Here is a 23,349-nt window from a genome sequence, read left to right as displayed (position 1 = left end):
GGCCTGCGATTGATGTCCCGGCCGCGGGCCGTCAGACATCCCAGGCCTTAGCCAGGCTCGCCAGCGCCGTGCCGATCGCCGCGGGCGGGACTGCCGCGAACCCCAGCACCAGCCCGGCGCGGACCTGCGCAGGCGTGGTAGGCAACCAATAGCCGCTCAGGCCATTGATCTCCACGCCGACGCTGGCCGCCTTGGCAATCAGCTCCCGTTCACGCTCGATGCTGTCCACAGGTACCGTGACATGCAGCCCGGCGACGACCGTGGGCATGGCGCCAACACCCTCGACAGCCTTGGGCCAACCCGCCAACAACGCATCCCGCCGAGCCAGGGCCGCCCGACGCATGCGCCTGATGTGTCGCTGGAAATGCCCGGCGGACATGAACTCGGCCATCACGGCCTGGGTGCTGACTTCGGAGTGGCGAACATCCACGGCGCGTCGTCGGGCGAAGGCGTCGACCAGGCCCGGCGGCAGCACCAGATAACCCAGGCGCAGGGCCGGGAACGCCACCTTGCCGAAGGTGCCGACGTAAAGTACCCGACCCTGGCGATCCAGCGCGGCCAACGGCGCCAGCGGCGCGCCGCTGTAGCGGTATTCGCCGTCGTAGTCGTCCTCGACGATCCAGCCGTCGTTGCGTTCGGCCCAACCCAGCAGCTCCAGCCGTCGCGCAAGGCTCATGACCACCCCGGTCGGGTATTGATGGGAGGGCGTGACATAGGTCAGCCGACAATGGCTCAACGCCGCGAGCGCCGCGCAATCCAAGCCATCGCTGTCCACCGGCACGCCTCGGACGTCGGCTCCAGCCACCGCAAACGCGTGCCCCGCTGCGCGATAACCTGGGTTTTCCACCGCCACCACGTCACCGGGATCTACCAATAGCTGTGCACAAAGGCTGATGCCCTGCTGCGCGCCGCTGGTGATCACAATTTGTTCAGCCGTGCACTGCAGGCCCCTCGAACTGCGCAGGTAAGCCGCAATCAGGCCACGCAAGCGTTCGTCTCCTTGAGAATCGCCGTAGCACAGCTGTTGAAGATCCGGCTTGCGCCAGAAAGCCCCGTTCAGCTTGGCCCAGACATCAAAAGGGAACTGGTCGAAGGCCGGCACACCCACCCGGAATGCACGCGGTGGTCCCGCCGGCGGCTGGGCCAGATGATGCTTTTCGACACGTAGCAGCGCGTCGCTGTGGATAACTTTACTGGATGGGCCCACAGGTAAATCGCGCCATTCTGTGGATAAACCTGTGGGTAAGCCTGTTGAAAAGCCTGTGGATGCTTTTGTGGATAATTTCTTCAGCGGCAACGCCACTGCGGACAGATTCGCCACATAGGTTCCGTCACCGACGCGTCCTTCGATAAAACCTTCGGCATAGAGCTGGTCGTACGCACGCACCACGCTGTTGCGGGAAATGGACAAGGCCGCCGCCAGGTCGCGGCTAGCTGGCAGACGCGTGCCGCTTGCAAGGCGACCATCCAGGACGCGGGCCCGCAATGCCTGATAAAGCTGCCGGCTGAGCCCGTGGCGGCGATCCAGTTCGATTCCAGCGGGGTTGAACGACAGCGGCGGCACGGGGTTGTTCATCACACAGCCTCAGGAATGGACCTATCAAACTGGCCTGGAGTGGCTCTTACAACAGACCAATAGCCTGCCTAGGATGCTGGCATTCGCCAAGGAAAAACTTTCATGTACAACCCAAAAGCCTTCGCCGTCCAAGACATACCCCAGTTACATCAAATGATGAACGAGTGCCGCTTGGCCGTACTGGTCACCCAGGGTGAACACGGCCTACAGGCCAGCCACTTGCCGCTGCTGCTGGATACGCGACAGGGTCCCCACGGAAGCCTGCGCGGGCACATGGCCCGGGCCAATCCGCAATGGCGCGACCTGGAGGCCGGGGCCGAGGCCCTGGTGATATTTCCCGGCGTCGATGCTTACGTCAGCCCGGGCCTGTACCCCAGCAAGGCCGAACACGGCAAAGTGGTGCCGACCTGGAACTACCTGGCCGTACACGCCTATGGCAAAGCCGAAGTTTTCAGCGACGCCCATCGCCTGCGCGAAGTGGTCGGCGCCCTCACCGAACGTCACGAAACCGGCCGCGCCCAACCCTGGACACTCGATGATGCACCGGCCGAGTACGTCGAAGCGATGCTCAAGGCCATCGTTGGTTTTTCGCTGCCTATCCAGCGCCTGGAAGGCAAACGCAAGCTCAGCCAAAACCGCAGCCCCGAAGATATCGCCGGAGTGCGCAACGGTCTCGCCACGAGCACCGATCCGCAAGATCAGGCGCTGTCACGCCTGATGCCTGATGCATCCACCAAGGAGTGAACATGAGCCACACCGAGATCCGCCTCGTCACTGCTGAAGACCACGCTGCCTGGCTGCCGCTATGGCAGGCTTACCTACGGTTCTACAACACCGAACTGCCGGAAGCGGTGACCCACAGCACCTGGCAGCGCCTGCTCGACGATCGCGAACCAACCCACGGCGCCCTCGCCTGGCACGGCGATACGGCGGTGGGCCTGGTGCATTTCATTTACCACCGCTCGAACTGGAGCATAGAGAACTCCTGCTACTTGCAGGACTTGCTGGTGACCGAGCAAAGTCGGGGCACCGGTGTTGGTCGGCAATTGATCGAATTCGTCTATGCCACGGCCAAGGCCGACGGTTGTGCCAAGGTTCACTGGCTGACCCACGAGACCAACGCGACCGCGATCAAACTCTACGAACGCATCGCCGAACGCCCAGGCTTCATTCAATTTCGCAAAGCCTTGTAAGGAGCACTGCATGTCGACCCCGCTTACCGATTGGAAAGGTGTCTCGGCGCCATCTAAGCGCTTGCTCGAAGGGCGATTCATCCGCCTGGAAAAACTCGACCCGGCGCGTCATGCCGAGGGTCTTTGGCAAGCCCTCGAAGGCCCCGGGGCCGATCCGAAACTCTGGGACTACTTGCCCTACGGTCCCTTCAAGGTTCGTGGCGACTTCGACGCCTGGCTGGACAACCATGCAGCCAACACCGACCCGTATTTTTTCAGCGTGATCGATCGTGCCAGCGGCGAGGTGCAAGGGATCCTCAGCCTGATGTCCATCGTGCCGGCCCACGGCCGCATCGAGATCGGCCACGTCACTTTTGGCGCGCCGATGCAGCGATCGCCGAAAAGCACCGAGGCGGTTTATCTGCTGGCCAAGGAGTCGTTCGCCCTCGGCTACCGTCGCCTCGAATGGAAGTGCAACAACGGCAACGCCCGCTCCAAATATGCCGCCGAGCGGCTGGGCTTCACGTTTGAGGGGGTGTTCCGCCAGCACATGGTCGTCAAGGGCCAGAACCGCGACACGGCGTGGTATTCGATGCTCGACTCGGAGTGGCCGGCGATCGGAGCGGCATTTGAACAATGGTTGAGCGAAGAAAATCAACGCGAAGGCGGACAGGTCCGAAGCTTGGCTGCTTGCCGTTGAGCAAGAGCAGATGGCTATCGCGGGTGGCCTTGCGATAGCCATCGTTGCGTCACTCTTTATATATTTTGTATTGCCATGCCCAGTCCGGTATCCGGTTATAACAACCCACGTATTCGGCAAACATCAAAAGACTGTGTTCCGCTCGATTCGCAGTAAAGTCGAAGCGATAGAGATGATTCAGTACCTGCGCCGAGGTCGTGGGATCGGCAAAGACTCTGTCAATCAGCTGATGCGCGCGTGCCACATCCTGCTGCAGAGCATTGATCAATGCCGATGTGAAATTCGCTTCGGAGTTCAATGGGCGAACCTGCCCAAGCGCGTCGTAAATATTCAAGTCACTGTAGTACGGGCTGATCAACTCTCTCCAAATACTCCTGGCCTCCTCGCGGGTAAAATTATTGGTCAGATTAGCCAACAAGTTAGGGATGTCGAGCAGCATAACGATTCTGGAGTTCGACGGAACGCCATCAGAGCCGCTTAGCAGCTTGGCGATACTCGCCATACCGATATCTCTGGCGCTTGCCGGCTCCAAGAAACGGATAAAAGCCGCCAGAGATCCTGAATGCATTTCGATATTTCTCAGCGTCTTGTCCGTGAACAAGTGGATCCACCGGATATCGATATTGCCGGTATCCAATAGCTCCTGAGCACGGGTGTCGGCATACCTGGCAATAAAATCCAGCTTCGCTGAACCGAGGGACGGATGACTTATCCACCTTGAAAATACAGATACGGGCAAAGCACCGCCAAGATTGGTTGCGATCACGCGAGAAACCAGAACTCGCTCAGCCCTGGCCAATAACCTGCTTCTGTTGCGAAGCGCACCTCGAAGCAAGCCGACGGTTCGTCCGACCATTTTTTTATAACGAAAGAACTCTATCAACTCATTGATCAGGCTTCCCTCGCCCCGATTTACCTTGAGGGTATTGGCGATCTCGGCCAACTGATGTGGGTGTACCAGTTCCCTGCCGTTAAGGAGCCCCCGCACATCCCCGGCAGCCGCCTCGCTGCTCGGAATATATGCTTTCGGGTTCTTGGGATAGAACTTATGCCACTCGTCGATATCGACGCCGTACTCAAGCAAGATATGAATCGAATCCCGGTTCAACTGAAAATAGCCATCCCTGGCCAGAAGATCGATCGTTCTCCCACCCACGCTGCTGACCAGCGTCATATCCAGGAGCTCTTCGACAACGCTTCTTTCGGCGGGCGTGTAGGGGGTGAAAGAGGTTGCCAATCCATACAAAGGCCGGGCCGGAGTCAGTTGCTCGATTTGCCTCCAGAGCTCCGACGAGGAGACACCGACGGCTGTCAAGCCTGCACGCAGCGACAGATGTAGCCGAGGCGATCCAAACAATTTATATGGGTTGCGCGCGCCAGCGATCAGGCTCGTTAAAACTTCCACGGTCTCCCTGCCCAGGAGATTTTCAAGCGCGGCCTCCGTTTTCGCTAACACCTGTTTCGCCTTTGCGACCGCCTCCTCGCTCTGACCAGCCGGTTGCCGCATTGGGCGGGAGGTGTCCTGAAGCTCCAAGTGGCGAAACGATTCGAGGTTTTGGCGAATGTATCCTGCCGACGCCAGGCGCAACTCTGTTGGGGTGAAAACGACCCTCCCCTCAAGTTCGTCCAACCCCTGGGTAACAGCCGAGAAGAAACAGTCACCGGGGCTTCGAATTGTGATGACACGATCTGCCTGGACCAGATCATAGTGGTTGTCGCTCGACCGTCTCACCACGACATCCGTGGCGTAATCCGGACTGCTCGACAAACGTTCCGGGCCTGCCTGGCGCGAGAGCCGCAAGGTGGAAGGGAGCCTCCCGGGCCTGACATCCATGATGACCAAGCCCCTGTTCTGCGGCCAGCCTGGAATATGGGGCACGAGTTCAGGAACGATATCCATCAGGAGAAAATCCCATTGGCCGGGCTGTTCCAGCACAGAGATCATGTCCTCGAGCGTCTGGCCACCCGTTCTCGAACCTGAGGGGCCCTGCCGCGTTGGACGTTCCCCGCCACCTCCGCGGCCGAACCCGACCGCACGCCATTCCCCATCTGGCATGCGTGCCACGGTGCTCCTCATCACACCACTGGAGCGGATACTCGACCCTGAGACTGGATCGACCAAAGTCGCCTCGGCTGCGTTCAGCTTCGTACTGTCGTGCACGCGGAGCACCATTGCCCCCGGTTGTCGCACATACACTGGGCGAGCGGTGACGACGCCTGTCGCTGCATCCCGAACGGTAACGCGGTAAAACCCACCAGCGTCCGGGGTCAGCCCTCGTATAACCGTTGCATCCTTCACCGCGTAGGGGCCGTAGATTGCTTGTTCCAATGGCAACCCAATCGGTTTTTCCTGTTGGTTTAGACGGGCCAATACCTCCCGGGAAAACGATCTATTTCGTGAGGTGCCCATCGCACCGCCGATAGGTCGCGGCGCGATGCCGGAGCGGATCAGATATTTGACGATGTTCAGGTGAAGCGGGATTTGGCCGGTCTTGGCGACCATCAAGTACAGCTGCAACGCGGCGTAAGCGGGTGCCAGAAACGAAACCACGTCCAGGAGCGTTTCGAACGCCATCACGGTCAGGTTGAAAATGGTTTGGTGCAGGATGTTGCGGTTGCTATTGGAACGATGATCGGCATGGGCAATTCGAAATCTCACATGCGCCCCATGGAGCGCTTCAGACAGATCGCCGCCGATCAACGAGCCACGCGCCAACGGTCGACCGCTTCGCGTCCCGAAAATCTGCTTCAGTTCTTGAGGATTGTTGGTGGCGATGCGGGAAGCGAAATAGACCTGCCATTCCTCCCGTTGAAGAAGATCCGCGACACCATCATTGAGATTGGCAAACTCATGCAGATCATCTCCACCGGGACTGTCCGGAAAATAGACGCCAACGGTTCCCTGTATTGTCGGCCCGTCCTGATCTGAAAAAATCAGCACACCGTCGACACTGGTCGCGTTGCCCAAGGTGCCGTGCTGTCCTCCCGCGCCTACGGTCCCGCCCAGCAGCAGACCGTAAACATGTACCTCCCTTCCCTGTACTCTTACGCGATCCTTTGCCTTCGATGATTGGATAACCGCATCCTGCCAGAGAACAACCCGTTTTTCGGTGCGTGCTGGATGGACACTGACATCCGTCACGGTCTCTTTGAGTACATCATCACCTTTGAGGACGGCTTCGTAGCCCTTGAGGGACATATTGGCCAGGTAAGCATCCCACCAGGCCTCCTTGTAGTCCGGCGCATTCATCTTTTCCTTGAGGTACGTCTCGTAACGGTCACCGATATCAAGACTCGTCGCCATCCTGGCAAGCTCAGGCCCCGTTAAAAGAATCAAAAGACGGGTCAGCGGGTGACTGATCGGTTGGCCGTCCTTATCGACAAGATAGACCGGCCGGATTTCCTTCATTGCATTCGGGTACTGCGCAGGGCGCGTATTGTCGATCATCAATTGGGTCAAGCTGGTCAGTCGCGAGTCGTTCAACGTACAGGCGCGACCTTGAAACAAGGTAATCAATGTCCGGTCTGGATCGGGATCAATCTCCTTGTGCAGTTGCTCCCGGAGATAGGCGACGATTTTTTCGCGACTGAATTCCGATATTGTCTGAACGCGTCTTTTGGCAATTTCACTTTCAGCCGTCAGCGCCTGCTCTTCCAAGATGCGATAGATGCGTTTGTGCACAATCGTCGCGGCTCTGTAGGCGTCCGGGCGACTGTTTTTGAGCAAGGTTTCGCTTCGGGCGACCAGCACACCGTCAAGCGCCAGCATCGGAAGCTCCAGCGCTTTCTCAGCATCCAGAGCAAAGCGGGCCAAATCGAACTGCACAAGTTCCGGTGCTTTCAGAACGGCTTGTAACGACGCGTACTGAAGATCAAGCAGGTCTTTGGCTGCCCGCTCGAAAACATGCTCAGGAAGCGCCTGATCAATACTTTTGATTTTGCGCTCCTGCCCTTGATAGACCGGGGTTACCGAATTCACCAACTCCCGGAACTCATCGAACCGCTCTATACCCCTCTCCATGGAGTACAGGAATAAAGCCGGCTGGTCACGTTGCTTTATCACCATCGCGGCCGGCCACTTCTGCGACAAGTCGCCCTCCATTTCAAGCATGACCTTATATACATGGGGAAGATGCTCTTTCCTCATCAAACTTCCCCTGGCCGCCTCTGAAGGGTGGGTCGTGATGATGCTCAGCAGGCGATCCTCGTCATTGCGCAGGTTCCGCTCCCCATGGGTTAGCCGTGCAGTGGGATCTCGATCGGCTTTGTATAAATCCAATAAATACAGGAATCGTTGGGAAAGTCTGAGGACCAGCTCATCTTGCGCGGTGGAGGGGATAACCGGGTCGAGCGCGTCTCTCAGGGTCTCCTTCGTGCGAAATGCGGCCAGGTCATCAAGGAACTGACGCCTCAGGTGGTTATTGGTTGTAGGGTTCTCAATACGGAACGCCGACGTCATGGCCGCCAGGATTCGAGCATCCATCGGGTCGACGAATAGGCTGTCGGTGTCTTGCACCGTGTCCGAGCGAGTGAAAAAACCCACGCTTCCCTGGGCGTATACAGGAGACTCATCAGTGGACAAACAGTCCATCATGACTTCGCTGAAACTCAATGAAGAAACCAATGAGCGCGCCCCAAGTGAATCTGTCGTGAAGTGATTCACATAACAATTGTCCGGGTCGATCGCCTGTCGCGCTGCGCCACGGAATTTGTCCGGCTCGATTTTTTTCCTGATCGAATCGACCAGCAGATTCTTCAACGCCGTGTCGAACGTGGGCAAGCCTGCAAACAAACGATTCAGGTCAGCTTTATGGGTGGCCAGACGTTTCAGCTGTTTATGGCGAGCTTCTTCCTGAGGGGCCAGCGAGGCGTCTTGACTGACGGAGTCGGCCTCAAAAGCGAGCCCAGGCCCCCTGTAGCCCGGAGGCACGCCTGCATGCAACTTCTGCAACAGGTTTCTTGGAAGCACAAAACCGTCGATACGAAGTGCCGAAAAATCCCGCTTCATATGGCTTCTGTGGGGATACTCGATCCAATCCTCGCATCGGTGAAAAGCCGCGAAGGCGGCAATTGGCTCGCTTTGATAGGCCTTGAGAAAACCCTGAGTGACAGCGGCACGCAAGGGAACCGATGCGGTTTTATTTTCAGCAGCCGAATCGACTGCTTCAACTTCCTGGTAAGTCACACGAAGCGGTGTATCGCCCAGCAATCCCAACTCCAGCAACCACTGATCGGCAAACTTGTGCGGCTCGAATGCATTGCCGTCAGGTAATGGATCAATGCGTGCAAGGGTGACGGGCGGCGCCTGGCGCGGCACGCCTGGTTCATCGTTAAGCAAAAGGGTCATGGAGGGTCCGTTGGTTTGATTAAAGAACCCAGACCCTATCCTCCCGCCACCGCCGTGAAGCCATACATATGTATGGCAACCTGAGCCTGCTATATACATATGTGAGCGTAAGTTTCTGTAGCGTTGCGAGGCTGCTGCGCATGAGTAACTGTGACAGACATTCTCGCGAGTCAGCCATGTAATGGCGATTGGATCACTCCGCTTTTGGCGCAAGCCTCTTGGACAGAAATCTAACGAGGGATTCGGGCGTCGCCCCCTCTTTGGCATACTGCCAGGCCCATTCGGGTATTTCACCTCGATGACTCACGTGGCGTGCGAAGCTCAAACGGCTATGCTCGGCCCGATTGCCTGAAAACCCGAAGCGCTGCAGAAATTGCTGGGCTTCCCCTTGGTTCACCGCATAAGCCCCCATAAGCAGTTGGTGGGCACGGGTTTCCTCGCTTATCAGGCTGTCCACCAATGCACCTGCCAAAGCCGGCTCGGACGCTCGGTAAAGGGCTGGGTTTATCGGTTGGTTCGGGGAGCATTGGACTGTCCAAGGGTTGATTGGAAAGTCCGCAAACCTATCGTGCCGGCGAGGCAGCGTTGACATACATATGTATGGCGTCCCTGCCGCGTTGGGTAGGAAATCGTAAGCGCGGGTGAAAAAGCGGTCGGCCAATTCCTCGGCCAACCGCCACGCCTCTCAACTCAATCGTTGGGCCAGGACGGCGATATGTTCCGGCCCGATTCCGCAGCAGCCCCCCAGGTGACTGGCCCCGCGCTTTTGCCAGTCCGTTGCCCACTGAAGATACCCCGGTGGATCAAGGTCGTCGCGCAATGGGTCCAAACCGTCGTTGGCGGTCGCCTCCTTGGGCTGCGGCGGAAACGCGTTGGCGTAGGCACCGATGTGGATTGTCACGCCCAGGCGCTCGAACGTCTGCCGCGCGGCATCGATGGCGCCACCGATCACCTCCGGCTGACTGCAGTTGAACAACAGCGTCTCGACGCCCAGCTGCGCTGCGACGGCCGCGGCATCCGCCACGGGTTCACCGGAACGCAGGCGCGGCACTTCATCCGTGTCCTCGTCTTTCAAGGTGAACGAGAGCCAGAACGGCTTGCCATCCCGTGGGATGCCGGCACGGATGGCTCGTGCCTCGACCGTTGAGCTTTGGGTTTCTGCCAGCCACAGGTCGACGTGGGGCGCCAGTCCCGCCACCAAAGGCGCCAGCAGCTCACTTGCACGGGACGCATCGAACAGATCGGGACGGTAGGAACCGAACAGCGGCGGCAGCGACCCGGCCACTCGTACGGTTTTGCCTGAAGCCTGCACCGCCCGCCGCGCCAGTTCACCGGCCAAAGCCGCCAGTGCCTGACCTTCGGCGGCAAAACGCGCCTCGCCAATATGGAACGGCACCACGGCGTAACTGTTGCTGGTGATCACGTTGGCGCCGCTGGCGATATAAGCGGCATGGACATCTTCCACTGCCTGGGGCGCTTCGCTCAATGCCAGCGCCGACCACTCGGGCTGTCGAAACGGCGCGCCACGGCGTTGCAATTCACGGCCCATGCCACCATCGAGAATGACTGTTGCTACGCCCATATGCGATTCACTCATAAGCTTATGAAAAATACTCACTACCGGAGTAGTTCTTATAACTATTTAATGCGCACTCTTTCGCCAATCACAACCTCTTTTTCAACCAGGGATCGCCCATGAAATTTCAACCGTTGCTGGCCCTGGGCCTGGGTCTGCTGGCTGCGTCTTCCCAAGCGCTCGCAGGTATCACCCTGGATCGTATCGAACAGAAAAAAGAGCTCGTCGGCGTGTTGATGGAAAGCTATCCCCCTTTCTCGTTCCTCAATGACCAGAACCAGCTTGACGGTTTCGACGTGGACGTCGCCAAGGCCGTCGCGCAGAAACTGGGTGTGAAGCTGCGCCTGGAAACGCCGTCCTGGGACGTGATTGCGGCCGGTCGCTGGAGCGGGCGCTACGATATCTGCATCTGCTCCATGACACCGAGCAAGGCCCGCGCCGAGGTGTTCGATTTCCCGGTGCAGTACTACGCCTCGCCAGCGGTCATCGTGGTCAATGCCAAGGACGACAGCATCCATGGCGCCAAGGATCTGAGCGGCAAGAAGGTCGGCCTGACCAGCGCGTCCAGCTATGAGAGCTACTTGAACAAGAACCTGGTCATTGAAGGCGCGGAAGATACCCGGTTGAGCTATCCGTTCGAGAACGTACAGATCGCCCCGTATGACACCGATAACGTGGCGTTCCAGGACCTCGGCCTGGGCGCCGGAGTGCGCCTGGACGCGGTGCTGACCAACCTGGTGACCGCTCAGCCACGCCTGACCGAAGACAAGCGCTTCAAACTCGCTGGCGAAGCGCTGTATGCCGAGCCGAACTCGGTCGCCATCGAAAAGGGTGACGCCGAGTGGAACAGCAAGGTGCAAGAAGTCTTCGCCCAACTGAAACAGGACGGCACCCTGAGCAAGCTCTCGCAAAAATGGATCGGCGCCGACATCAGCCAATGACTTCCATTCCGCCTCCTGACCAGCTACCGCCACCGGTGACTGAGTCGCGCCTGCATAAAATCTTCGGCTTTCGCACACGCTTGTACCTGACGTGGGCGGTCATGTTGGTGCTGTTCGCCAGTTTTTTCCTGAGTTTCGACCTGAAGTTCTCGATCATCCTCGACAAACTGCCGAACCTGCTCGGTTTGCATCTGGCCCCCAACGGCTTCCTGCAGGGCGCGGTGCTGACGTTGTTCCTGTGCCTGTGCTCGATCGTCGCGTCGTCACTCCTGGGCTTCATCACCGCGCTGGCGCGGCTGTCCAGCAGTGCGGTGGCGTTCGGCATCGCCAGCTTCTATGCGTCGTTCTTTCGCGGCACCCCGCTGTTGATCCAGATTTTGCTGATCTACCTGGGCCTGCCCCAGCTGGGCATCGTTCCTGGCGCCATTGCCGCCGGCATCATCGCGTTGTCACTGAACTACGGCGCCTACCTGAGCGAAATCTTCCGCGCCGGCATCCTCGGCGTTCCCCACGGCCAACGCGAAGCCTCCCTCGCCCTGGGCATGGGCGAAACCGTGATCTTCTGGCGCGTCACCCTGCCCCAGGCCATGCGCACCATCATCCCGCCGACCACCAACCAATTCATCTCCATGCTCAAGGACTCCTCCCTGATCTCGGTGATGGGCGTCTGGGAAGTGATGTTCCTGGCGCAATCTTATGGTCGCTCCAGCTATCGCTATATCGAAATGCTGACCACGGCCGCGATTATCTACTGGCTGATGTCCATTGCGCTGGAGCTGATTCAAGCGCGGATGGAGCGGCATTATGGAAAGGCGTATCTAAAGCGCAGCTAATCGATCGTGTATGAACCTGCTGTAGGGTAAAGCTACAGGCTCCGCCAGCCATCGCGACGATGGAGGGAACCGAGCACGACCGGCCTACGCTCTTCATCCGCCAATTCGCCTCTGCGGCGAGAAGATGGCTGGCATCGCCGCTTTCGGTGAATTTTTAAAGTGCGACCTTCTCCACTACAGGTCGCATTCAATGCCTACCCAACACCTATTCCTGCCCCACCATCTTGCCTTGGCAATAACCTTGGCCCTCGGCTGTGCCGAGGTTTCGATGGCCCAGTCAGTTACCGAGGACGCCCGCCCCGTTGAAACAACCGCGAAGATGCAGGCGAGGCTCAAGGCGTTCGCGGCGGCGCCGGATACAAACATCGAACCGGTCATCAAGGCCCAGGAAGCGCCCCTATCGATGAGCGACGGCAATGACCTTGTGATTGTCAGCAAGCAAGGCGAACTTTTCGGGCCCACTGACGGCGGCGGCGGTACCAATGTTCTGCAGTTGGATATCAGCAAGGGAGGCGTAATCGGCCCAACCGGCAACTTCAAGGATCTGTACCTCAAGCAAGGCGAATGGTCGAACGGGGGCGCGCTCACCGGTGCAAGCCTGGTTGACCCAAAGGCAAAGCTGGCCAACACCGGTCAGATAACGGGCGCGGTGCATGTGCTTGGCGTATTCCATAACCCAGGTACCGTGACCGGGCCTGTGTTCGTTGGAAAAAACGGCACGTTCAGCGGCAACGGGACGGTCGACGCGCTGGATGTGGCGGGTTTGATTGAAGTCGGTCCAGTCATGGGTGCCCCCTCGGTTACCCGTGACCTCAAGCTGTCCAAAAGCGCGACGCTGGCTTATGCAGTCGACACGGAGAAAGGCGGCGCCACGATCAAGGTTGGCGGTACCGCGACGTTAGGCAATGCGACGTTGAAGATCACGTCTCTGTCGGGCGAGTCCATCGCTGAGAACAAACACGTCGTGATAAAAGCGCAAAAAGTCGAAGGGAAGTTCGGGAACGTCATCAACGAACTGGCCTTGATGACGGCAACACCTGAGTACGCCACTGGAGAAGTAGGATTGACCCTTGCGCTTAAGGACAAGGTGCCCGACGAGATCGCGCCCACGGTTAATAGCCAAGCGGTTATAAGCAGTATCGTGGAACACCATGCCGAAGCAACGGAGGCTGGCCCCGCCGTCGCTTTACCCGCTGAACAAATATCCGCCACAGAATCGCAAACCCGTCATCCCGCGTCATATCCCAACGAACCCGCGAAAGTGGCAGCCAACCCCAAACCCAACGCCGCCATCAACGCCCTGCTCGGTACCAACATGGCCACCGCCGCCGATGCCATCGACCAACTGGGCGGTTACGACACGGCAGACCTGGGCAGTGCGACTTTAAGCAGCGTCGCACCGATCAGCTCGGGAATGCTCTCCGCCATGGGCCGGAACAACCCGACGGGTGAGCATGGCAATGGCCAGGTCTGGGTCCAGGCCATCGGCAACAACGGCAGCCTCGCCAAGCAATTGGGCAGCTTTGCCCTGAAGCATTCGACCAAAGGTTTGATGCTGGGAACCGACTGGGCGGTCAGCCCCGATTGGCGCCTGGGCGTCATCGGCAGCAAAACCCAGACACGGCTGGACAGCTATCAATTCGACGGCGCGCTCGACAGTTGGCTGGTGGGTGCCTATGCCTTGCGCCAGGACGGGCCAGTGGCCCTGCGCCTGGGTGCCGTTTATGGCAGCCATGACGGAAGCACCAAACGCCATGTTGGGTTCAATGGTTTCAGGGATCACCTCAAGGGTCGCTACGACGCCACAACACAACAGATCTTTGGACAGGTCGGCTACAACCTGGACGTCGGACACTTCGATATGGAGCCCTACATCCAGGTGGGTTACCAACGCTACCAACGCGACGCCTATGCAGAAAAAGGTGGCGATGCTGCATTGCAATACCACGACCAGAGCCAGGAACACTTCAGCAGCGATCTCGGCCTGCGTATCGCCCACCCTTTTGCGTTCGACCAAGGCATGCGGTTGACGCCACGCGTGGATGTCGGCTGGAAACACCTATACGGCGACATCAGGGGCAGCTCCCATCAACGCCTGGCTAACGGTGGCAGCACCTACATCATCCAAGGGGTGGAACTGGACCGGGACAGCCTGCTCTTGCAAGCGGGGTTGGACCTGGCCATGTCGCCACGTCACACCCTGGGGTTGAGCTACAGCGCAGAAACGGGCCAGGACAACCGTAACGGCGCGTTGACCGGGCAATGGCGGATGGCGTTCTAACGGGCAAAAAAAAAGGGGAGCACCTGCTCCCCCGAGGTAAAACGTTATATCGCGGCTGTTCGGATCAGCCTTCGATTTCCACCAGGATTTCGCCCGGATTGACCCGGTCGCCCTTGGCTACATGAATCGCCGTGACCTTGCCTGGGATGGCGGCCTGGACTTCGGTCTCCATTTTCATGGCTTCGGTAATCAGCACTGCTTGGCCGGCCTTCACCACGTCGCCCTCCTTGACCAGCACATCAACGATGTTGCCTGGCATGGTGGTGCTGACGTGGCCCGGCGCGGTGGCTTGCTTGCGCTTGCTGCTGCCGCCGCTGACGAACTCATTGAGCGGTTCGAACACGACCTCTTCCGGCATACCATCGATGGAGAGATAAAAATGCCGCTTGCCCTCGGCCTTGACGCCTACGCCGGTGATGTCGACGCGATAGGTTTCGCCGTGGACATCGATGACGAACTCGGTCGGTACACCTTCGCCGCCAGCGGAGCTCAAGCTGCCCGCCTCTGGGATAGGCAGCAGTACTTCGGGGGTCAAGGTGCCGGCTTCACGCTCCTCGAGGAACTTGCGCCCGATGTCCGGGAACATCGCGTAGGTCAGCACGTCTTCCTCGGATTTGGCCAAGGCACCGATTTCACCACGCAACCGGGTCATTTCCGGCTTGAGCAAGTCGGCCGGACGCACATCGATCACGTCTTCGCTGCCGATGGCCTGGCGACGCAGCTTCTCGTTCACCGCGCCAGGTGCCTTGCCGTATCCGCCTTGCAGGTAGAGCTTCACTTCGTTGGTGATGGTCTTGTAGCGCTCACCGGCCAATACGTTGAAGAACGCCTGGGTGCCGACGATCTGCGAGGTCGGGGTCACCAGCGGCGGGAAGCCGAGGTCTTCGCGTACTCGTGGGATTTCCGCCAGCACTTCGTTCATGCGGTTCAGTGCGCCCTGCTCTTTCAACTGGTTGGCCAGGTTGGAAATCATTCCACCCGGAACCTGGTTGACTTGGACGCGGGTGTCCACCGCGGTGAATTCACTCTCGAACTGATGATATTTTTTGCGAACGGCGTAGAAGTACAGGCCGATTTCCTGCAGCAGTTCCAGGTCCAGGCCGGTGTCGAATTCGCTGCCCTTGAGAGCGGCGACCATCGACTCGGTGCCTGGATGGCTGGTGCCCCAGGCGAAGCTGGAGATCGCGGTATCGATGTGATCGGCGCCGTTTTCGACAGCCTTGAGCTGGCACATCGCGGCGAGGCCGGCGGTGTCGTGGGAATGGATGAAGACCGGCAGCGATTGCTCGGCTTTCAGGGCTTTGACCAATTCGCCAGTGGCGTAGGGGGTCAGCAGCCCGGCCATGTCCTTGATCGCCACCGAGTCGCAACCCATGGCTTCCATCTGCTTGGCCTGGGCCACGAATGCTTCGATGGTGTGCACCGGACTGGTGGTATAGGCGATGGTGCCCTGGGCATGCTTGCCGGCAGCCTTCACCGCTTCGATGGCGACCCGCAGGTTACGCACGTCGTTCATCGCATCGAAGATACGGAACACATCGATGCCGTTGACCGCAGCCTTGGCCACGAACGCCTTGACCACGTCGTCGCTGTAATGGCGGTAGCCCAGCAGGTTCTGGCCGCGCAGGAGCATTTGCAGGCGGGTGTTGGGCAGCGCCGCACGCAGTTGGCGCAGGCGCTCCCACGGGTCTTCCTTCAGAAAGCGCACGCAAGCGTCGAAGGTTGCGCCGCCCCAGACTTCCAGCGACCAATAGCCGACTTTGTCGAGCTTGTCGCAGATCGGCAGCATGTCTTCGGTGCGCATGCGAGTGGCGAGCAGCGATTGGTGGGCGTCGCGCAGGATTGTGTCGGTTACGTGGATCTTCTTGGACATTGTCATGATTCCTTACAGGCCTGCGTGGGCGGCAATGGCGGCGGCGATGGCCAGGGCCAGCTCTTCGGGTTTGCGCTTGATCGAGTAGTTGGTCAGTTCCGGATGGCTTTCAACGAAGCTGGTATTGAACTGGCCGCTGCGGAACTCCGGATTGCGCAGGATTTCCTGGTAATACGCGGCGGTGGTCTTGACCCCTTGCAGGCGCATGTCATCCAGGGCCCGCAAGCCGCGGTCCATCGCTTCTTCCCAGGTCAGCGCCCAGACCACCAGCTTCAGGCACATCGAATCGTAGAACGGCGGAATGGTGTAACCGGTGTAGATCGCCGTGTCGGTGCGCACGCCCGGGCCACCCGGGGCGTAGTAGCGGGTGATCTTGCCGAAGCTGGGCAGGAAGTTGTTTTTCGGGTCCTCGGCGTTGATGCGGAACTGCAACGCAAAGCCGCGGTGCTGGATGTCTTCCTGCTTGACCGACAGCGGCAGCCCGGAGGCGATGCGAATCTGCTCGCGCACCACGTCGATACCGGTGATTTCTTCGGTAATGGTGTGCTCTACCTGGACCCGGGTGTTCATCTCCATGAAGTACACCTCGCCTTCGGCGAGCAGGAACTCAACGGTACCGGCGTTCTCGTAACCGACAGCCTTGGCGGCGCGCACAGACAGGTCGCCGATATAGGCACGCTGTTCGGGGGTCAGTTGCGGGCTGGGGGCGATTTCGATCAGCTTCTGGTTGCGGCGCTGGATCGAGCAGTCCCGTTCGAACAGGTGCACCACATTGCCGAAGCTGTCGCCCAGGATCTGCGCTTCGATGTGCTTGGGATTGACGATGCATTTTTCGAGGAACACTTCCGCCGATCCAAACGCCTTCGTGGCTTCGGAGATGACACGCGGGAAGGCCTGTTCGAGTTCTTCGCGGCTGTTGCAGCGACGGATACCCCGACCGCCGCCGCCGGACGTCGCCTTGAGCATTACCGGGTAACCGATTCGGTCGCCTTCGGCCAGGGCTTCTTCGATGCCCGCGACGTTGCCTTCGGTGCCTGGCGTCACCGGTACGCCCGCCTTGATCATGCTGCGGCGCGCTTCGGTCTTGTCCCCCATCCGCCGGATGACTTCCGCCGACGGACCGATGAATTTTATTCCGCGTTCAGCGCAGATATCTGCCAGCTCGGCGTTTTCCGACAGAAAGCCATAGCCGGGGTGCAAGGCATCGCAGCCTGTTTCCACGGCGAGGTTGACCAATTTGCGCGGGTTGAGGTAACCGGCCAGCGGATCGGCGCCAATGCTGTGGGCCTCGTCCGCACGCTTGACATGCAGCGCATGGCGGTCCGCGTCGGAGTAGACCGCGACCGAGCGAATGCCCATCTCGGCGCAGGCGCGCACGATGCGGACGGCAATCTCACCACGGTTGGCGATCAGGATCTTTGTTATCAATTGGAGGTTCCCTTGAGCCGGTGATACCACGGCCTGGGATCCAGGCCGACGCGTGACCAGATGTAACAATTGGTCGCAGCCCCACACTAGTCCTGGCTGGGGATTAACAAAAATGAATAATTATTGGGTCACGCATAAGCAAACACTTATAGTTGGGTGATCAGTCTCGGACCAGAGTGCTTGAAAAATGCGTAAGTCATTGATGCGTATGACGTTGCGTCAGCTGCAAATCTTCAATGAGGTGTGCGATCTGAGGTCCTACAGCCGTGCGGCGGACGAAATGTCTCTCACGCAACCGGCCGTTAGCCTACAGATTCGATCCCTGGAAGAGCTGATCGGCCAGCCGTTGTTTGAGTATGTCGGCAAAAAACTCTACATGACCGAAGCCGCCGAAGCGCTGCAACGCGCCAGCCGGGATATCTTCGGTCGTTTGGAAAACCTCGATATGCAGCTTTCCGACATGCAGGGCTCGCTGCAAGGCCAGCTGAAGCTTGCGGTGGAGTCCAGCGCCAAGTACTTCGTCCCGCATCTGTTCGCCGCGTTCAAGCGCCAGCATCCGGAGGTCAACCTGAACCTTACGGTGGTCAATCGCGGCCAAGTCATCCGCAGGCTTTCGGATAACCGGGATGACCTGGTGATCATGTCCATGGTGCCGCAGGACATGGGCCTGGAGTTTCTGCCGTTTCTCAATAATCCCATCGTTGCGGTGGCGCCGCCCGATCATCCGCTGTGCCACATGGGCTCATTGCGCTTGCAAGACCTGGAACCCTATACGCAGCTGTTGCGCGAGCCGGGTTCAGGCACGCGGCTGGCCTGTGAGGAATATTTCAAGGAGAAACGGGTGCATTTCACCCAGACGCTGGAGGTGGCGTCTGCCGAAGCCCAGCGTGAATGCGTGGTGGCCGGGCTGGGCGTGGCGCTCTTGACGCGCCACGCCGTGAGCCGGGAATTGTCGTCCGGCGCGCTCATCGAGTTGCCGGTGGAGGAGCTGCCGCTGTATCGCAGCTGGTGCCTTGTACAGGCCCGGGCCAAGCGCCTGTCACCGGTGGCTCATGCGTTTCTGGCATTCGTTCGCGGCGAACGTGCGCAGATCATCGGCTTGGTTGAGCGTTTCGACGGGAAACCGCCGGCGTTGCCTGCCAGTAATTGATTTCCATCAGGTCAGGATATTCGCTTATTTGCGCCAGGAGCTGACGCTGCTCATAGCGGTCTTCGATGGCACGACGGAACGCCATGCGGCGCTGGTCTTCCTGCTGGCGACGGGTTTTGGCGGCGCTGCGTTCTTCGTAGGACTGGGTCATGTCGAGACTCCCAAGACGTATACGGGAGCTTCACGATGACGGTGAGGGATGACGGTTTGGCGGCGCGAGCGTTACAGAACGATGAATTCGGCCAAATGCCCCGTGGTGAGGGAGCTTGCTCCCTCGCCCAGAAGCCCTGACTTCCAAGGCCTCGTTCAGTCGTCCAGCGCCTTCACCGACTTGGGTGACAACCGCAAGCTGCGAAGGCTGCGCTTCACGCTCTTGAGGTGGTTGACCAGGCTTGGGCCACGCGCCATGGCGACGCCCATCGCCAGCACATCGATAACCACCAGGTGGGCAATGCGCGACGTCAATGGCGTATAGATTTCCGTGTCTTCGTGCACGTCGATCGCCAGGTTCACGGTGGAGAGCTCAGCCAGCGGTGTCTGGCTCGGACACAAGGTGATCAGCGAGGCGCCGCTTTCACGCACCAGATTGGCAGTGATCAACAGATCCTTGGAGCGCCCCGACTGGGAAATACAGATCGCCACGTCGGTCGGCTTCAACGTGACGGCCGACATGGCCTGCATGTGCGGGTCGGAATAAGCCGCCGCCGTCAGCAGCAACCGGAAAAACTTGTGCTGGGCGTCGGCCGCCACCGCACCCGAGGCGCCGAACCCGTAGAACTCGACACGTTGGGCCTGGGACATTGCCGTCACGGCTTTCTGCAGCGCGACCGGGTCAAGTTTCTCGCGGACCTCCATCAGGGTGTGCAGCGTCGTGTCGAAAATTTTCAGGCTATAGTCGGCGACCGAATCGTCTTCATGAATAGCGAACTGCCCGAAACTGGCACCGGCCGCCAGGCTTTGCGCCAATTTGAGCTTCAAGTCCTGGAAACCCGAGCAACCGATAGCCCGGCAAAAACGCACGATGGTTGGTTCGCTGATGCCAACGCTGTGGGCCAGATCGGCCATGGAACTGTGCATCACGGCCGCGGGATCAAGCAGTACATGATCGGCGACTTTCAGCTCCGATTTGCGCAGCAAGTGGCGTGACTGGGCAATGTGTTGCAACAGGTTCAAGGGGCTGGACTCTTGTTATGGGCAGGTGCCGGGATGTAGCAGGCTTGTAGTTATACTACAAGAATCGCCTCTTCGCCTGTCCAATACGTAACTGAATTGACCTTGTTGTCCCTTGTTTTGGCGGGCGACGCTCCTTGTAGCCGTCTCGCAGGCTCGGCGCACGCCAAGTCCAATCCTATCCCTGCTCCCGCAGCAGACGGGCGAGGCCTTCGGCTCCAACCGGTCGACTGATGAGATAACCCTGGACTTCGTCGCAGTGCTCATTCTTCAGGAACTCAAGCTGTCCCTCCCGCTCGACACCTTCGGCCACAACCTTGAGCGACAGTCCGTGGGCCATGGCAATGATCGCGCGGGTGATGGCCGCGTCCTCGCCCCCCTCCTCCAGCCCACGAACGAAGGCCTGGTCGATCTTCACGTAATCCACCGGGATGCGCTTGAGGTAGCTCAGGGACGAATAACCGGTGCCAAAGTCATCGATGGCCAGCTTGACTCCCAGATCCCGCAGCTGTTGGAACGTAGCGATGATGTGCTCGACGCTGTCAAGCAACTGGCTCTCCGTGAGTTCCAGCTCCAAATAATGCGGAGCCAGGCCGGTTTCTTCGAGCACTTGGCGCACCAGGCTGACCAACTTGCCCTGGCGCAACTGATGCACCGAAAGGTTGACCGAGACACGAATGGACTCCAGCCCCTGGCGCTGCCATTCACACGCCTGCCAACAAGCCTGGCGCAGCACGAACTCGCCGATCGGACCGATCAGCCCGGTTTCTTCGGCGAGACCGATAAACTCCCCGGGTGGAATCTGGCCCATGCTCGGATGCTCCCAGCGCACCAACGCTTCGGCGGCATTCAGACGCCCCGTCGCCAGGCATAGCTTGGGTTGGTAGAACACTTTCAGTTGTTGTTCTTCCAACGCCTTGCGCAACTGGTTCTCCAACTGCAGACGCTCCAGCGTGCTGGCTTGCAGGCTGTCGGTGTAGAACTGGAAATTATTCCCGCCCAAGTGCTTGGCGTGTTGCATGGCCATGTTGGCCTGGCTGACCAGGGTGGAAATTTCCCGCGCGTTATCCGGCAGCAGGCTGATGCCTATGGAGGCGCTGACCACCAGTTCGTGACCATCGATCGTCACCGGCACGCGAAGCTTGGTGGCCAGTCGGGTCGCCACTCGCGCCAGGCTCGAAAGATTGCCGTAGGCGTCGAACAGTACCGCAAACTCATCGCCGGACAGCCGGGCGATGGTGTCGGCTTCGGGCAATGCGTTGATCAGGCGCCGAGCCATTTTCTGCAAAAGCTGGTCGGCGATGTCATGGCCGAGGCTGTCGTTGAGCAGTTTGAAACGGTCGAGGTTGATGTGCAGCAAGGCCAGGCTACGCCGTCCTCCCTGGCGCACCCGCTGATGGGCTTCGTTCAAGCGCTCACGGAACAGCGAGCGGTTCGCCAGCCCGGTCAGCTCGTCATAATGGGTCAGATAGCGCATCCGCTCTTCGGATTCGCGCCGCGCTGAAAGATCGGCGAAGAAACCGACTATATGGCTGATATTTCCCCGCGAGTCCCGCACGACATTCAACTGGAGCCACTGTGGGTAGAGCTCGCCGTTGGCGCGCGCCTCAACCAGCTCGCCTTGCCAGGTGCCGTGCTGCTTGAGCGCTTGGCGAATCACCGGATAGTGCCGACGCGCGTCGCGACTGCAAGGCAGATCAACCACATTGCGCCCCAGCATGTCCGCGATATCGAAGCCGGTCACTCGTGTAAACGCCTGGTTGGCGGCAAGCAGCGCGTAATTGGGATCCAAAATCACGATACCCTCACTGGCGGCCTCGAACACCGTGGCGGCCAGTTGGCGCTGCTGTTCCAGCTCCTTGCTGACGCTGATGTTGCGGCGCGTACCGACCATGCGCAGTACCCGCCCATTCGCGCTGCGCTCCACGGCCCGGCCGCGGTCTTCGATCCAGACCCAATGGCCGTCGCCGTGGCGCACGCGGTATTCGATCTGGTAATCCTCGCTGCGGCCCTTCAGATGTTCGACAAGGGCACGCTTGAGCGCCGGAAGGTCTTGGGGATGCAGGCGCGGGGTGAGATGACTGAGCATGGCCGTGATGTATTCGGGTTCCAGGCCAAACAGCTCCTTGAGCTGGGTGTGATGAACCTCGTCGGTCTGCAGGTTCCAGTCCCACAACCCCAGCTCACTGGCCTTGAGGGCCAACGCCAGGCGCGCTTCACTCTTGACCAGGGCCTGGCTGGCCGCCTCCAGTTCGAGGCTGCGCTGCGCTACCCGCGCCTCCAGGCCAACCTGCGCCGTGCGCAATTGGGCCTCGGCGGAGCGACGCTGTTCGACCTCCCGGGCCAACGCCTCGTTGAGCTGCGCGCCGCGGCTTTGTGCCTGCTGCAAATGCTCGATCAACGCCTGGTTCTGGAACCGTCGCAACATCCCGTTCTGTATCAGCCGGTTGACCTGCCAGGCCACCACGCTCAGCGAGACCAGCACCACCAGCCCGAGCCAACCCCAGCCACGTTGATGCTCGTCCGGCCCCCAGAAAAGATAAGCGATAGCCGGCAAAAGACAGGGCAAGGTAAAGGACAGGAACGCCGGTAGACTCACGGCGTAAGCGACACTGGCAGAGAGGGTCGCGGCGCCGATCAGGCCGAACACCCAAGCCTGTTGCTGGAAACTGTCCGCCGGCACCAGGGCAATGCCCGCACCGGCCAGCGTCAGGCCGGTCATGGCCGAGCCCAGAAGAAACATGCGCAACCAGACCGGGTGGGCCTGGCGGCTTGGTATCGCCGAATCGAAAGCGGCCACCTGGATCACCCGCAGCGCGACCAGCGACAGTAACCAGACCAGCCACACGCTGACCAGGAAATAGCGCTGAGGCTCCCACAGCAGCGCCGCGCAGACCAGACCGTTGATCAGCATGAACAATGTGGGCAGCAGCGAGCCCTGGTACAACAACCTGGTGCGTTCGACCGCCATTTCCGTGGCGTACTGCTTGCAGATAATCCGCGGCTCTACACGCGGGCCTGCCAGATCGGAATTGAAGGTCATAAATGTTGTTCTTGTTCTTATTCAGGGGAGCATGGTGAGCCCGAAACGATCACCGAGCATACACAAGCCAAAGGCCATCCCACACTGCCCTGGTTCATAAAAATACTGAAAAAACGCGGATCCAATTGCGCGCCTGCCACCGTAACCGAGCCCCGCCGATGCTTACGGGCGCTGACTGACCGGTCGTCCGCAGGCGGTGTTTTGTCGGCCAATGCAAAGCTCGGTTTGCCCGAGGTGGCGCCGCACCCTAGAATGCCTC

15 protein-coding genes are annotated in these 23,349 nt (G+C 59.6%); 7 read left to right on the top strand and 8 right to left on the bottom strand.

All coding sequences use genetic code 11. From position 1 onward, the window contains the following. Window positions 1–31 precede the first annotated feature (31 nt). The gene (locus J3P81_RS00265; RefSeq protein WP_434561570.1) at window positions 32–1,576 is read right to left on the bottom strand and encodes a PLP-dependent aminotransferase family protein; all 1,545 of its coding nucleotides are present in this window, start codon (window positions 1,574–1,576) and stop codon (window positions 32–34) included. A gap of 102 nt (window positions 1,577–1,678) precedes the next feature. Here J3P81_RS00265 and J3P81_RS00260 point away from each other — a divergent pair, with 102 nt between their 5' ends. The 3 genes from J3P81_RS00260 to J3P81_RS00250 are packed head-to-tail and all read left to right on the top strand — an operon-like array spanning window position 1,679 to window position 3,448. Then, window positions 1,679–2,320: an FMN-binding negative transcriptional regulator gene (locus tag J3P81_RS00260; protein ID WP_434561568.1), complete on the top strand. Its 642-nt coding sequence runs from the start codon at window positions 1,679–1,681 to the stop codon at window positions 2,318–2,320. Between the two features lie 2 nt (window positions 2,321–2,322). Then, window positions 2,323–2,769 carry a GNAT family N-acetyltransferase gene (locus J3P81_RS00255; RefSeq protein WP_434561566.1) on the top strand — a complete coding sequence of 149 codons (447 nt, stop codon included), beginning with the start codon at window positions 2,323–2,325 and terminating at the stop codon, window positions 2,767–2,769. Window positions 2,770–2,779: 10 nt separating this feature from the next. Continuing rightward, window positions 2,780–3,448, top strand: coding sequence for a GNAT family N-acetyltransferase (locus J3P81_RS00250; RefSeq protein WP_434561564.1), 669 nt, complete (start codon window positions 2,780–2,782; stop codon window positions 3,446–3,448). A 49-nt stretch (window positions 3,449–3,497) separates the two neighbouring features. Here the strand turns inward: J3P81_RS00250 and J3P81_RS00245 are convergent, their stop codons facing one another. Both J3P81_RS00245 and J3P81_RS00240 read right to left on the bottom strand, forming a co-directional pair. Then, window positions 3,498–8,795, bottom strand: coding sequence for a dermonecrotic toxin domain-containing protein (locus J3P81_RS00245; RefSeq protein WP_434561562.1), 5,298 nt, complete (start codon window positions 8,793–8,795; stop codon window positions 3,498–3,500). A gap of 685 nt (window positions 8,796–9,480) precedes the next feature. Then, window positions 9,481–10,377: a homocysteine S-methyltransferase family protein gene (locus tag J3P81_RS00240; RefSeq protein WP_434561560.1), complete on the bottom strand. Its 897-nt coding sequence runs from the start codon at window positions 10,375–10,377 to the stop codon at window positions 9,481–9,483. A 113-nt stretch (window positions 10,378–10,490) separates the two neighbouring features. On the opposite strand from J3P81_RS00240, the gene J3P81_RS00235 reads away from it, so the two are divergent. From J3P81_RS00235 to J3P81_RS00225, 3 genes are all read left to right on the top strand, one after another. Beyond that, complete coding sequence (locus J3P81_RS00235; RefSeq protein WP_420766109.1) at window positions 10,491–11,312, top strand: ABC transporter substrate-binding protein; 822 nt, start codon at window positions 10,491–10,493, stop codon at window positions 11,310–11,312. Continuing rightward, window positions 11,309–12,145, top strand: a complete 837-nt coding sequence (locus J3P81_RS00230; protein ID WP_434561558.1) for an amino acid ABC transporter permease — start codon at window positions 11,309–11,311, stop codon at window positions 12,143–12,145. Before J3P81_RS00235 ends, J3P81_RS00230 begins: the two co-directional genes overlap by 4 nt. A gap of 268 nt (window positions 12,146–12,413) precedes the next feature. Continuing rightward, window positions 12,414–14,426, top strand: coding sequence for an autotransporter outer membrane beta-barrel domain-containing protein (locus J3P81_RS00225; protein ID WP_434561556.1), 2,013 nt, complete (start codon window positions 12,414–12,416; stop codon window positions 14,424–14,426). A 64-nt stretch (window positions 14,427–14,490) separates the two neighbouring features. Here the strand turns inward: J3P81_RS00225 and oadA are convergent, their stop codons facing one another. Both oadA and J3P81_RS00215 read right to left on the bottom strand, forming a co-directional pair. After that, a complete protein-coding gene (oadA, locus tag J3P81_RS00220; protein WP_434561554.1) occupies window positions 14,491–16,299 on the bottom strand; it encodes a sodium-extruding oxaloacetate decarboxylase subunit alpha in 1,809 nt (602 codons plus the stop codon). Window positions 16,300–16,311: 12 nt separating this feature from the next. Further along, on the bottom strand, window positions 16,312–17,727 hold the full coding sequence (locus tag J3P81_RS00215; protein WP_420766105.1) for an acetyl-CoA carboxylase biotin carboxylase subunit: 1,416 nt from the start codon (window positions 17,725–17,727) through the stop codon (window positions 16,312–16,314). A gap of 187 nt (window positions 17,728–17,914) precedes the next feature. Between J3P81_RS00215 and J3P81_RS00210 the strand changes: the two genes are divergently transcribed. Next, window positions 17,915–18,877 (top strand): LysR family transcriptional regulator, encoded by a 963-nt coding sequence (locus tag J3P81_RS00210; RefSeq protein ID WP_420766104.1) that lies wholly within the window; start codon window positions 17,915–17,917, stop codon window positions 18,875–18,877. On the opposite strand, the gene J3P81_RS00205 is transcribed toward J3P81_RS00210, so the two are convergent. The 3 genes from J3P81_RS00205 to J3P81_RS00195 form a co-directional block, all read right to left on the bottom strand. Beyond that, window positions 18,819–19,028: a PA3496 family putative envelope integrity protein gene (locus J3P81_RS00205; protein WP_434561552.1), complete on the bottom strand. Its 210-nt coding sequence runs from the start codon at window positions 19,026–19,028 to the stop codon at window positions 18,819–18,821. The genes J3P81_RS00210 and J3P81_RS00205 overlap by 59 nt on opposite strands. 155 nt (window positions 19,029–19,183) lie before the next feature. Beyond that, window positions 19,184–20,050 carry a transcriptional regulator HexR gene (hexR, locus tag J3P81_RS00200; RefSeq protein ID WP_003187110.1) on the bottom strand — a complete coding sequence of 289 codons (867 nt, stop codon included), beginning with the start codon at window positions 20,048–20,050 and terminating at the stop codon, window positions 19,184–19,186. 175 nt (window positions 20,051–20,225) lie between these two features. Next, the gene (locus J3P81_RS00195; RefSeq protein WP_420766102.1) at window positions 20,226–23,090 is read right to left on the bottom strand and encodes a putative bifunctional diguanylate cyclase/phosphodiesterase; all 2,865 of its coding nucleotides are present in this window, start codon (window positions 23,088–23,090) and stop codon (window positions 20,226–20,228) included. Window positions 23,091–23,349 lie beyond the last annotated feature (259 nt).

It is taken from the genome of Pseudomonas sp. R1-6 (genome assembly GCF_051132115.1).
Taxonomy (GTDB): domain Bacteria; phylum Pseudomonadota; class Gammaproteobacteria; order Pseudomonadales; family Pseudomonadaceae; genus Aquipseudomonas.
This window is presented reverse-complemented; position numbering and strand designations above follow the sequence as displayed.